This is a genomic window from Microbacterium sp. MMO-10 (assembly GCF_037148715.1).
Classification (GTDB): domain Bacteria; phylum Actinomycetota; class Actinomycetes; order Actinomycetales; family Microbacteriaceae; genus Microbacterium.
The window spans coordinates 526,931-539,286 of record NZ_JBBCSV010000002.1 but is presented as its reverse complement, the minus strand read 5'-3'; the positions used below and the strand labels follow the sequence as shown (position 1 = coordinate 539,286).

9 protein-coding genes and 1 pseudogene are annotated in these 12,356 nt (G+C 70.8%); 5 read left to right on the top strand and 5 right to left on the bottom strand.

What is annotated here, in order from left to right; translation table 11 throughout:
• Window positions 1-31: 31 nt before the first annotated feature.
• A complete protein-coding gene (locus WFJ17_RS06940; protein WP_295034604.1) occupies window positions 32-1,237 on the bottom strand; it encodes a trans-sulfuration enzyme family protein in 1,206 nt (401 codons plus the stop codon).
• A gap of 114 nt (window positions 1,238-1,351) precedes the next feature.
• Between WFJ17_RS06940 and WFJ17_RS06935 the strand changes: the two genes are divergently transcribed.
• The 3 genes from WFJ17_RS06935 to WFJ17_RS06925 all read left to right on the top strand — a co-directional run bounded on the left by WFJ17_RS06935 (window position 1,352) and on the right by WFJ17_RS06925 (window position 5,640).
• Window positions 1,352-1,828: an Lrp/AsnC family transcriptional regulator gene (locus tag WFJ17_RS06935; protein ID WP_292880573.1), complete on the top strand. Its 477-nt coding sequence runs from the start codon at window positions 1,352-1,354 to the stop codon at window positions 1,826-1,828.
• A gap of 121 nt (window positions 1,829-1,949) precedes the next feature.
• Entirely contained in the window at window positions 1,950-4,484 is a 2,535-nt protein-coding gene (locus tag WFJ17_RS06930) for a bifunctional lysylphosphatidylglycerol flippase/synthetase MprF (RefSeq protein ID WP_336648028.1), read from the top strand.
• 43 nt (window positions 4,485-4,527) lie between these two features.
• Window positions 4,528-5,640 (top strand): M23 family metallopeptidase, encoded by a 1,113-nt coding sequence (locus WFJ17_RS06925; protein WP_336648027.1) that lies wholly within the window; start codon window positions 4,528-4,530, stop codon window positions 5,638-5,640.
• Window positions 5,641-5,707: 67 nt separating this feature from the next.
• Here the strand turns inward: WFJ17_RS06925 and WFJ17_RS06920 are convergent, their stop codons facing one another.
• Both WFJ17_RS06920 and WFJ17_RS06915 read right to left on the bottom strand, forming a co-directional pair.
• Window positions 5,708-6,229: a hypothetical protein gene (locus WFJ17_RS06920; protein ID WP_251448391.1), complete on the bottom strand. Its 522-nt coding sequence runs from the start codon at window positions 6,227-6,229 to the stop codon at window positions 5,708-5,710.
• Window positions 6,230-6,236: 7 nt separating this feature from the next.
• Window positions 6,237-6,647, bottom strand: coding sequence for a DUF4383 domain-containing protein (locus WFJ17_RS06915; RefSeq protein ID WP_251448388.1), 411 nt, complete (start codon window positions 6,645-6,647; stop codon window positions 6,237-6,239).
• A gap of 215 nt (window positions 6,648-6,862) precedes the next feature.
• On the opposite strand from WFJ17_RS06915, the gene WFJ17_RS06910 reads away from it, so the two are divergent.
• The gene (locus WFJ17_RS06910; RefSeq protein WP_251448385.1) at window positions 6,863-7,828 is read left to right on the top strand and encodes a DNA topoisomerase IB; all 966 of its coding nucleotides are present in this window, start codon (window positions 6,863-6,865) and stop codon (window positions 7,826-7,828) included.
• A 28-nt stretch (window positions 7,829-7,856) separates the two neighbouring features.
• Here WFJ17_RS06910 and WFJ17_RS06905 read toward each other — a convergent pair.
• Window positions 7,857-9,393: pseudogene (locus WFJ17_RS06905) on the bottom strand (SDR family oxidoreductase).
• Between the two features lie 208 nt (window positions 9,394-9,601).
• On the opposite strand from WFJ17_RS06905, the gene WFJ17_RS06900 reads away from it, so the two are divergent.
• Entirely contained in the window at window positions 9,602-11,485 is a 1,884-nt protein-coding gene (locus WFJ17_RS06900; protein ID WP_336648026.1) for a bifunctional metallophosphatase/5'-nucleotidase, read from the top strand.
• Between the two features lie 46 nt (window positions 11,486-11,531).
• Here the strand turns inward: WFJ17_RS06900 and WFJ17_RS06895 are convergent, their stop codons facing one another.
• The gene (locus WFJ17_RS06895; RefSeq protein ID WP_295032711.1) at window positions 11,532-12,356 is read right to left on the bottom strand and encodes a glutamate ABC transporter substrate-binding protein; all 825 of its coding nucleotides are present in this window, start codon (window positions 12,354-12,356) and stop codon (window positions 11,532-11,534) included.

The window sequence follows — 12,356 nt, the reverse complement described above, 5'->3', positions numbered from 1 at the left end:
CGTCCGCGGTCCGATCCCGCCCGGGATCCGGTCAGGAGACCACGACCGCGACGCGGGCCAGAGCCCGGGCGAGATCTCCGATGAGGTCCTCCGGATCCTCCAGCCCGATCGACAGCCGCACGATGTCCGCGCCGGGGCGCGCCTCGGCGGCCACAGGCCGGTGGGTCAGCGCCGCCGGGTGCTGCACGAGCGAGTCCACGCCGCCCAGCGACACCGCGTGCGTGAACAGCCGCACGGAACCGGTGAAGGCCTCGGCGGCCGCATACCCTCCGCGCAGCCGCACCGCGATCATCGCTCCCCCGCCGCGCATCTGGCGCGGGATGAGACCGCGCTCATCCCCGATCCCGGGGTACCGCACCTCCGCCACGGCGGGGTGCTCGGCAAGCCATGCGACGACCTGTTCGGCGGAGCGCTGCTGGCGCTCCATCCGCACCGGCAGCGTCGCGAGCCCGCGGTGCAGGAGGTAGGCGCCGAGCGGATGCAGCAGCGCTCCGGTGATCGCCCTGACGCGTCGCAGCGCCTGCGCGGTCTGCTCCGAGCAGGCGATGACCCCGGCGATCACGTCGCCGTGCCCGCCGAGGTACTTGGTGGCGCTGTGCAGCGACATCGCCGCGCCCAGGTCGAGAGGGTTCTGCAGCAGCGGCGTCGCGAAGGTGTTGTCGACGAGCACCGGCACCTCCCCCGCCTGAGCGACGACCGCCGCGATGTCGACCAGATCGAGGGTCGGATTGCCCGGGGTCTCCACCACGATCAGGCCGGTGTCGGGGCGCAGGTGCGCGTGCACCTCGCCCTCCGTGCAGAAGCTCGTCTCCGCGCCGAGCAGCCCGGAGTCGAGCAGATGGTCCGTGCCACCGTAGAGCGGGCGCACGGCGATGATGTGATGCTTGCCCGCCGCCGTCGTGTGCGAGAGGATCGCCGCTGTCATCGCCGCCATGCCGCTGGAGAAAGCGACCGCCGACTCGGCGTGCTCGAGCTCGGCGAGGCCCTCCTCGAACCGGGCGACCGTGGGGTTCCACAGCCGCGCGTACACGTTCCCTCCGTCCGGCAGCGGGTGCCCGCCGTTCGCCATCGACTCGTAGGAGTCGCCCCCGTGCTGGATGTCGGGGAGCGGGTTCGTGGTGGAGAGATCGATCGGCGCCGCATGCACGCCCAGAGCCGCCAGGTCGGCACGACCCGCGTGCACCGCGACGGTCGCAGGGTGCAGCGGGGTCTCGTTCAGGGAATCGTCATCGATCATGCTCCTCAGCATCCCTCCCCGCGCATCAGACTGCGACCCCCATTGCTGCAGACGCGTGTCTGGTCTGACATTCTTGCTGTCAGAGCAACGGTGCGCGCTCGGAAGGAGCGGATCTTGACCCCTGGACAGCAGACCGTCGATGCGCTCGACCTGCGCATCATCGCCGATCTGTCCGAACGCCCCGACACGCCGATCAAGGAGCTGGCGTCGAGGCTCGGCATCCCCGCCTCCACGTGCGCGTTCCGGCTGCGCTCCCTGCGGGCGCGCGGCGTGATCCTCGGACTGCGCCTCCTCCTGGATCCCGCGGCCCTGGGCCGGCCCGTGCAGGCCGTGATCCGGGTGCGGCTGGGCGCGCACAGCAAGGCGGGCGTCGAGACCCTGTTCGACGCGCTCGCCGCGACGGAAGGGGTGCTGCAGGTCTTCCACATCGCGGGCGCCGACGACTTCCTCGTGCACGTCGCGGTGGCCGACGCCGCCGCGCTCCGGGACATCGTGCTCGAGCGCATCACCGTGCACGCGGTCGTGCGCGCCACGGAGACGCAGCTCGTGTTCGAACGTCGCGAGGGCACCGGGCTCGTCGCGATGCCCTGAGGACCGACCCCGCCCTGGACCCGGCGACTGTACAACGCCCCGGACGTTCGGCACTCTGAGAAGTGGTCCCGGCTTCGGCCGCATCCCCGGGCCGCACGCTCACGCCAGAGAGGGCAACCGCATGACCGACGACGTCTCGGCCGGCACCGCCGTCCCGCCCACTTCGCCCCCGCGTCCGACTCCCCCCTGGCTCGGCGCCGTGCTCGCCTACCTGCGCCGCGCCCCGTTCGCCGCAGCGCTCGCCGTGCTGGTGATCGCGATGGGCTTCGTCACCGGCACGTTCCTCGGACGCTTCCCCGCAGAGCTCGCCGCCGGGGAGGGCACCACCGTCGATCAGGGACTGTGGTGGACCCCGTTCACCGCCCTGCTGTTCGGCGATTCGGTGGTCGGCGGGCTCCTGGCGATCGCGCTGATCCTCACGGCCGGTGCATACGCCGAGCGCACGCTCGGCTCCGTCCGGAGCGTGTGGGTGTTCTTCGTCACCGGCGTGCTCGGGATCCTGATCGGCGTCGGATCGCAGGCGCTCCTGGTCTCCTGGGGATCGCAGTGGGGCGTGCTGGCCAGCTTCGATCTCGTCGCCGATCCGACGATCGGGACCGTCGGCCTGCTCATGGCGGCGTCCGCCTTCGCTCCGACGCTGTGGCAGCGCCGGATCCGCGTCGTCGGGTTCACGCTCCTCCTCATGTTCGCGCTGTACGCCGCCGACAGCGACAGCGTGTTCCGGCTCCTCTCCGGCGTGCTGGGCCTCATCCTCGGCGCGGTGCTCGCGCGCGGGACCGTGCGCCCCTCCTGGCATCGCAGCTCGTACCGCGAGGTGCGCACCCTCGTCGCGGCCATCGTCGGCGCGACCGGTCTGGGGCCCATCATCGTGCTCGTCTCGGGATCGTGGTACGCCCCGCTCGGGCTCGTCGTCTCCGGCTTCTCCCCCGTCGAGGCGCAGCCGATGGACAAGTCCTGCGTCCAGGACTTCACCGCGGACTGCACGCGCCAGGCGGCCGCGATCCTGCAGTCCGGCCCTGGCCCGTTCCTGATCAGCCTGGTGCCGCTGGTGCTGACGCTGCTGGCGGCGTGGGGGCTGCGCACCGGACGCCGCGCGGCGTGGATCATGGCGCTGGTGGTCAACGCCGCAGTCGCCGTGCTGACCGCCACCGCCGTGGGGATCAATGATCTTCTCGACGACAAGGCCCGCGGCAATCTGCTCATCGAGGACGGCATCGCCATGATCCTCGCCGTCCTCGTGCCGATCGGGGTGATCGCGCTGCTGCTGCTCACCCGACGCCGGTTCCAGGTCACGGCTCCGCGCGCGGCCGCGCGCCGCTTCACGGCGACCGTGGTCGGAGCCTTCGTCGTGTGCGCGGGGATCTACGTCGTGATCGGCCTCATCGACGGCGACAACTATCTCGATGGACAGCCCTCGATCGGCGAGCTCCTCGCCGATCTCGTGCGTCCCTTCGTCTCCCCCGGGCTCCTTCCCGACATCGCCGATGCGGGGATCCCCGTCGACGGCGCGGCGCTCGTCGTCTACCAGTGGATCGGCGTGCCGTTCTGGATCGTCTTCGTGTTCGCCGCGATCCGCCTGTTCCGGGCGACGCACGTCTCCAGTCTCGCGATCGAGGAGGCCCGATTCCGTGCGCTCCTGCGGGACGGCGGCGGAGACACGCTCGGGTTCATGGGCACCTGGACGGGCAACACCCACTGGTTCACTCCGGACGGACGGGGCGCGATCGCCTACCGGGTCATCAACAAGGTCGCACTGACGATGTCGGATCCCGTGTGCCCCGAGGGTGCGGAGCGGGACACCATCGAGGGCTTCATCGGGTACTGCGAGGCGCAGGGCTGGTCCGCCTGCTTCTACAGCTTCCACGAGCGCTATCTGCCGATCTTCCAGTCCTTCGGCTGGCAGTACATGTCCGTCGGCGAGGAGACGGTCCTGGACCTCCCCGGCTTCGAGCTCACCGGCAAGGCCTGGCAGAAGGTGCGCCAGCCGCTCAACCGCGGCGAGCGCGAGGGGATGACCACTCTCTGGTCCACCTGGCACGACCTGCCCTCCCGCTACTCGCGCGAGATCACCGCGGTCAGCGAGGAGTGGGTGGCGCACAAGAAGCTCCCCGAGATGGGCTTCACGCTCGGCGGCATGGAAGAGCTCAAGGACTCGGACGTCGGGATCTTCCTCGCGATCAACAAGGACGGCGGGATCGAGGCGACCACGAGCTGGCTGCCGAGTTGGACCGACGGGAGGATCACCGGCTGGACCATCGACTTCATGCGCCGCAGCGACGGAGCCATGCCGGGCATCATGGAGTTCGTCATCGCGTCCGCCGCGCTGCACATGAAGGAGCAGGGAGCTCAGGTGATGAGCCTGTCCGGAGCACCGCTCGCGACCAAGCCGGGCGAAGAGGCCCCGGATCCGACGGTCATGTCGCGTCTGCTCGGCTGGCTGGGCGAGATGCTGGAGCCCGCCTACGGGTTCACCTCGCTGTTCCGCTTCAAGAGCAAGTTCAATCCGCGTTACGAGACCATCTACATGGCCTACGCCGACCCCGCGCAACTGCCGAGGATCGGAATGGCGATCGGCAGCGCCTACCTTCCGGAGGCGACGCCGAAGGAGTATCTGGCGCTCATGCAGACCATCACGAACCGCGGCGGGGAGCACTGAACGCACCCGGACGCGCCACGCCGAGACGCGCGTTCGGGGGTCAATGTATGGAACTCTCAGGAACCATCCGTATTATTACGGAGTTGTAACACCACTCCGTGCCCCCGAATGCGGAGTCGTCACACTCCCCCCTCCGCTGCCCGAGGAGCACATCATCAGTTCGCGAGCCCCCGAGACCGAACTCCCCTCTGCCCATTCCGCAGGATCCCCGTCCGCGACCGCCGGCTCCGCCGCGCCCCGCTCGCGCCGTGAGCTGCGCGAGCAGGCCGCCGCCCAGGTCGCCGCCAGCGCCCCCACCGCAGACGGAAGCGCGTTCTCCGCCCGCCGCACCGCAGACCCCACCGCGCCGCAGGCGCGCATCCCCGCACCGCCGCAGGCCACCACGCCGCCCGCGCGCTCGGCAGCCCCCGAGCAGCTGCCCGCACACGTCGTCCCGGCCGGCAAGCGCCCGCGCCGGAGCGTCAAGAACTTCAGCCGCAGCACCGGCGCCGCCCTGGCGATCTCCGCCCTCGTCGTCGGCACCGCGCTTCCGGCGCTCGGCATGGTCCGCGCGAACGACGCGAAGGCCGCGGGCAGCGCCTCCGCCGACATCCGCGCGCAGTCGTTCACCACGGCGGAGGGCGTACTGCCCGACGTCCAGGTGCACGGCACGTTCACCGCGACGACGCCGACCGAGCTCAGCGCGATGCAGGCCGCCACCGCAGCCGCCGCGCGCACCGGGGTCGCGTCCATCGCCAAGCCCGGCCAGGTCATCTACCCCATTGCCGCGGGCTCCTACACGCTGACCGACGGCTTCGGCGCTCCGCGCACCGGCCGCAGCCACATGGGCCAGGACTTCGCCGCCCCCATCGGCACCCCGATCTACGCGGCCGCCGACGGCTGTGTCACGCTGTCGTCGGAGAGCTACCAGGGGTACGGCGTCACCGTCGAGATCGCCCACCCGGCGCTCTCCGGAAGCAATGCCGTCTCGACCCTCTACGGGCACATGGACTACGGCACCCGCGCGGTGCAGACCGGTGAATGCGTCACCGCCGGCCAGTACCTCGGCCGCGTGGGCAACACCGGCTGGACCGTCGGTTCCTGCCTGCACTTCGAGGTGCACATCAACGACAGCGCGATCGACCCGCTCGCCTGGCTGGAGTCGAACGTCTTCTGACCCGACCCCGGATACGACGAAGCCCCCGCCACGGCGGGGGCTTCGTCGTATCCGTCCCTCCTCCGGGTCAATGCCCGCTGTGCGGATCGACGACGACCAGGTCCCCGCCGTGGTCGTGTCCTGCTCCGCGCCCGGCCGCGTCGGTCAGCGCGAGGGCGGGCGTCGCCAGCGCGGCGACGAGGACGACCCCCACGGCCATCCCCGCCGCCCGCAGACGCGGCGCCCTGGGCGGTTCCTCCCCCGAGGCCGCCGGCTGCTCCCCTCTTCGCGCTGCACGTGCCGCCATGGATCCCCCCACGACGGCGAGCGCCGACGAGATCGCGACGGCGCCGACCGGCGCGCCGCCCCCGAGCGACGCCGCGCCGAGCAGCACCGCCGCGATCGCGCCCGCCGCCGCCCCTCGCCCGCCGATGATCCGCCCGGCCCGCAGCACGGCGATTCCCCAGCCGAGCTCGGCCGCGCCGACCACCAGCATCGGCGCGCACAGCGCCGACGCCGCGCCACCCGACGGCGCGACGATCGAGGCGCCGATGGCGAGGTGGATCAGCCCCGCTCCCCACGCGAGCAGAGCGGGCCAGGTGCGCAGCACGACGACCTCAGGCCGTCGCCCCGCGCGGCGCGCTGCGCTCGACGCCCAGCCCGACCGCGAGCAGCAGCAGGGCGCTCGCGAGGTGCAGGAAGTGATCGAACGTGTTCAGCGCGAGGATGTTCGCCGCCGTGCCCACCAGGAAGAACCCGACGATGCCGAGCAGCAGATAGGCGGCTCCGACGACGGTGTTGGTGCCCTTCGCCGCCGGCGTGGACACGAGGCCCGCGACCAGCAGAGCCGCGCCGATCAGCAGATGCGCGACGTTGTGCAGCGGATTGACCATGAAGATCCCGAGCAGCATCCCTCCCTGAGTTGCCAGGAAGGAGACTCCTCCGGTGACGGCGAAGCCGAGTGCTCCGACGACGATGTAGACGGCGCCGAAGATGACGGCGATCAGACGGTTCGGTGACGAACGCATTGCTCCTCCTCGATTCGGCGGCGGGGTGCCGCTCACCTCTTCTTCGGAGTCCCTGAGAATTCGGATTGCGCACCTCGGGCGAGATCTCGAGAGCTCGCGGGGCTGCGGTGCAGATCGCTCCCTCCCGCGCAAGCCCGTTGCCGGCCCAGCCGTGGCGCGGCAGGATCGGCCGCGGGCCGGAGCGATCCCGCCCGGGCGATGGAAGGGGGCCGGGAATGGCGTTGCGGATCGTGGACGGACAGGAGCCGGGCATCCGCCGGATCCGGCGCGGACGGGGGTTCGAGTACCGCGACGCCCGAGGTCGCCACATCGGCGACGCCCGGACGATCGAGCGCATCCGCGCGCTCGCGATCCCGCCGGCGTGGGAGGACGTCTGGATCTGCGCGCACCAGGACGGCCACCTCCAGGCCACCGGCGTCGACGCCGCGGGCCGCACCCAGTACCGGTACCACCCCGAGTGGGCGCGCCGGGCGGCGGAGGCGAAGTTCGACCGCGCCCTGGATCTCGCCCGGGCGCTGCCCGCCGCGCGCCGTTCCGTCACGCGCGACCTCCGGTCCGGCGGGACGGCCCGGCCGACGGTCCTCGCCGCCGGCTTCCGCATGCTCGATGTCGCGCTGCTCCGGATCGGATCCGAGAAGTACGCCGAACGACACGGCAGCGTCGGCCTGTGCACCCTGCGCGCCCGGCACGTGACGGTCGACGGCGAGACCGTGCGGCTGCGCTTCCGCGGCAAGAGCCGGGTCGCCTGGGAGACCGAGCTCGAGGATCCCGACCTCGCCGCGGTGCTGGAGCGGCTCCGTCTCCGCGCGCCCCGTCCGCGGACCCGGCTGCTGGCCTGGCAGGAGGACGGCCGGTGGCATCGGGTGCGCCCTGCCGACATCAATGAAGACGTCCGCGCCCGCACCGGCGGCGATTTCACCGCCAAGGACTTCCGCACCATCCACGCGACCGTCATCGCCGCGCGCAGCCTTGCGCGCACCGGCGCCGCCCGGACCGAGCGCGCACGCCGTCGAGCCGAGCGGACGGCCGTCGAGGAGACGGCCGTCGCCCTCGGCAACACGCCGTCCGTGGCGCGCGGAAGCTACATCGATCCCCGGCTCTTCGAGCGCTATGAGCAGGGGCTGACCGTGCGGGCCGACGGCCGGAGCATCGAGCAGCAGCTGATCGACCTGCTGCCCTGAAGAGCCCGCGGGCGGGCGCCCGGGAGGCTCACGGGCTCTTCTCTCCCCGCGGAGCGATGTCCGCACCGGAAACGGCGGTCCGCTGCCGCTCCCCGGGCTCGCGGTCCGGGTCGCGTTCGGCCTCGCGGAGGATGCTCGCGACCATCCCGCTGAAGATGATCCCGTGGAACGGCAGCAGCACGGCCCAGTACAGCCGCCCGGCGAGTCCCTGGGGAAAGAACACCGCCCGCTGACGATACAGACTGCCCTCGTCGTCCGGGCGCACGCTCAGTTCGAGCCACCCTCGTCCGGGCATCCGCATCTCCGCCCGCAGTCGCAGATCCTGTCCTCGCACGATCGACTCGACCCGCCAGACGTCGACCACGTCACCGGTGTTCAGGCGGGAGGGGTGCCGACGCCCGCGGGTCATCCCCACACCCCCCGAGAGGCGATCGATCCACCCCCGCGCGGCCCAGGCGAGCGGCGCCGAATGCCACCCGTTCACCCCGCCGATCGACTCGATCACGCGCCACACCGCTTCGGGCGACGCCGTGCTGCGGCGCTCGCGCTCGTCCGTGAACACGACCTGTCCCGCCCACTCCGGATCGCTCGGGAGCGGATCGCTCGGAGCACCCGCGACCGTCGCGTTCTGCCAGCTGGTCTCGACCTCCCCGGCTCGCTCGCGCCGGAGGGCCAGCCTCACCGCCACCCGGTACGGGAGCAGCCCGCCCTCGGGCGGTGGCACGTAGCGGTCGATGTCGTGCTCCTGTGCCACGCAGTCGTTCTGCAGGGACGCGATGATCGGCACGGCGAGCGCCCGCGGCACGGGGGTGACCAGGTTCACCCACTGGGACGCGAGCCAGGGCGTGAGCACGGGCAGCGGCGCGATCGGCCGCTGCCGCAGCCCCGCCTCGACGGCGTACCCGTTCATCATCTGCCCGTAGCGGAGCACGTCGGGGCCGCCGATGTCGAAGGTGCGGTTGAGCCCCTCGGGAAGACTCGCGGCCCGCACGAGATAGCGCAGCACGTCGCGGACGGCGATCGGCTGGACCCGGTTGCGCACCCAGCGCGGTGCGGGCATGTACGGCAGAACCTCGGTGAGGTGACGGATCATCTCGAACGAGGCGGACCCGGATCCGATCACGATCCCGGCCTGGAAGACGATCGCGGGGACCGGCGAGTCCAGGAAGACGCGTCCGACGGCCGCTCGCGATGCGAGATGCGTCGAGAGCCGTCCCTCGGCGGGATGCAGTCCGCCGAGGTAGACGAGGCGCCGGACGCCGGCGTCGGCGGCCGCCGCTGCGAACGTCTCGGCCTGCGCGCGTTCGGCCTGGGCGAAGTGGCCCCCCCGAGCTCATCGAGTGCACGAGGTAGTACGCGATCTCCGCTCCCTCCATCGCGGCGCGCACCCCTTCCCCGGTCGAGAGGTCGGCGGGCACGATCCGCACCCGATCCCGCCAGGGGACGTCCGTGAGCTTCCACGCCGAGCGCACGAGACAGGTCACCTCGTAGCCGGCGTCGAGCAGCTGCGGGACCAGGCGCCCGCCGATGTATCCGGTTGCGCCGGTGACGACGACTCGCGTCATGCGGATCAGCTCCTTCACAGAGTGTCTAACCAGGTTAGCTAAAACTGCGCTGATGCGGATCATCCCACGAGCGAGCGCCACTCATCGACCGGAGTCGCTCCGCTCGATCGCGCACGCACGCAGCACGGTGCCGCTCATACGCGCGATCGTCGAGTGTTCACCCGCGCACTGTTGTCCCGGTTCTCCGGGCGTGATTGCATCGGACTTCATGACTGATGAAACACATCTGCACCGTCACGCCGCCGCCCCCGAACCCCGCTGGTGCTCCTGCGCGGTTCCGGACGAGGCCGCGCGGGAGCGCCGTTCCGGACTGAATCGACGAGGATTCCTCACGGGTGTCACGGCGGCGAGCGCCCTCGCCGCCGCCGGGTGGGTCGCGACCCCCGAGAAGGCCTCGGCCGCCGCCGGCGGCATCGGCAAGTCCGTCACGATCACCATCATGGGCACGTCCGACCTCCATTCGCATGCCCTGAACTGGGACTACTACACGGACGCGGCGTACAGCGACAAGGCCGGCAACGTCGTCGGCCTCTCGCGCGTGGCGAGCGTGGTGAAGCAGATCCGCGCCGACCGGGGGCGCGACCACACCCTGCTCTTCGATGCCGGCGACACCATCCAGGGCACTCCCCTGGGCTTCTACTACGCAACGGTGGAGCCCATCACGAAGACCGGTGCGACCCATCCCATGGCCGCGCAGATGAACGCTCTCGGCTACGACGCCGTCGCCCTCGGCAATCACGAGTTCAACTACGGCCTCGACTTCCTCGACACCTGGATCTCGCAGATGAAGGCGCCCGTGCTCGGCGCCAACGCCGTGCGCGCGGGGACCACGGTTCCGGCGTACACGCCGTACACGATCAAGACCCTGAACCTGAAGGGCGCCAAGCCGATCCGCGTCGGCGTGCTCGGACTCACCAACCCCGGGATCGTCATCTGGGACAAGGCCAACGTGAGCGGCAAGCTCGAGGTGCTGGACATCGTCGAGACCGCCAAGCGCTGGGTGCCGGTGATCCGCGACCAGGGCGTCGATCTGCTCGTCGTCAGCGTGCACTCCGGCGACAGCGGCACGTCGTCGTACGGCACCGATCTGCCGAACGAGAATGCGGCGGGGATCCTCGCCGAGCAGGTGCCGGGCATCGACGCGATCCTGTTCGGCCACGCGCACAAGGACATCCCGCAGCGCTTCGTGACGAACGCGCAGACCGGCCAGCAGGTCGTGCTCAGCGAGCCGATGTGCTGGGGGCAGCGCCTGAGCGTCTTCGACATCGAGCTCCAGCAGGTCAAGGGCAAGTGGACGGTCGTCTCGCGCAAGTCCACGAACCTCAACACCAACACCGTGCAGGACGATCCCGCGATGGTCGCGCTCGTCCAGAAGCAGCACGACGCTGTCGTCGCCTACGTCAACAAGCCGGTGGCGACCTCGACCGAGGAGCTCTCCGCCGCCGAGTCCTGCTGGAAGGACACGGCGATCCTCGACTACGTCAACACCGTGCAGGTCGACACGGTCTCGAAGGCGATCGCCGGCACTCCGGAAGCGGCCCTTCCGATCGTCTCGATCGCCGCGCCGTTCAACCGCCTGGCGACCTTCCCGGCGGGCGAGGTCACGATCCGCGACGTCGCGGGGCTGTACATCTACGACAACACGCTCATGGCGTCGGTGCTGACCGGTGCGCAGATCAAGGACTACCTCGAGTACTCGGCGAAGTACTTCCAGCAGGTGTCCCCTGCCGCTGCGGTCGACCCCGCGAGCTGGACCAACGCGCTGAGCACCCCGGACTACAACTACGACCAGTTCTCCGGGGTCACCTACGACGTGGACATCGCCCAGCCGCAGGGCTCCAGGATCGCGAACCTGTCCTGGCAGGGCTCACCGGTGGATCCCGCGCAGAAGTTCGTCGTCGCGGTGAACAACTACCGTCAGTCCGGCGGCGGCGGCTTCCCGCACATCGCCACCGCACCCGTCGTGTACAACGCGCAGGTCGCCATCCGCGAGGCGATCGTGGCCTACGCCTCGGCCGCCGGGGTCATCGACCCGGCCGAGTTCCACGTGGTGAACTGGCAGCTCACGCGCGCCGGCGTCCCGGTCTTCTGAGCCGCAGGCGACGCCCCTCCGCTTCGGAGGGGCGTCGTCGCGTCCGCTACTTCACCGTCGGCGGAGCGGGGATCGCGTACCCGGATGGCGCGATGTTCGCATCGAGCGACGCCTTCCAGGCTCCGGACGAGATGTACTCCTTCAGGGCGGACCGCACGGTACCGAGGCGACTGTCGCCCTGCGCCATGCCGATGCCGTAGTTCTCGTCGGTGAACCCCTTGCCGATCACGCGCAGCACGCCCTTGTACTCGGGAAGCGCCGCGAATCCGGCCAGGATCAGGTCGTCCGTCGACACCGCATCGACCGTCCCCGCTGCGAGGTCGCGCACGCACTCCGACCAGGAGGGCACCTTCACGACGGTGATCCTGCCCTCGTAGTGCGCGGTGAGGTAGTCGATCGAGGTGGTGCCCGCGGCCGCGCAGACCTTCTTGCCGTCCAGCGTCTGCGGGCCCGAGATCGTGTCGTCGTTGCGACGGATGAGCAGATCCTGATGCGCGACGAAGTACGGTCCTGCGAAGGCGATCTCCTTCTCCCGCTCCGCGGTGATCGAGAACGTCGAGACGACGAGGTCCACCTTGCCCGACGTCAGCGCACTCACCCGCTCCGACTGCTCGATGCGCTGCCAGGTGATGTTCTTCGTCGGCACCCCGAGCTTCCCCGCGACGTAGTTGGCGGTGTCGATGTCGAACCCCGCGTAGCCGGCGTCGGTCTTGAGGCTGACTCCGGGGAGGTCGTCTGCGATGCCGATCGTCACCGTGGCGGATCCGGTGGCGTTGTTGTCGCCGGTGCTCTTCGGCGGCGTCGACGAGCAGCCGGAGACGAGCACGGCCGATGCGACGAGGACGGCCGCGGCGATCGCGTGTCGGCGCAT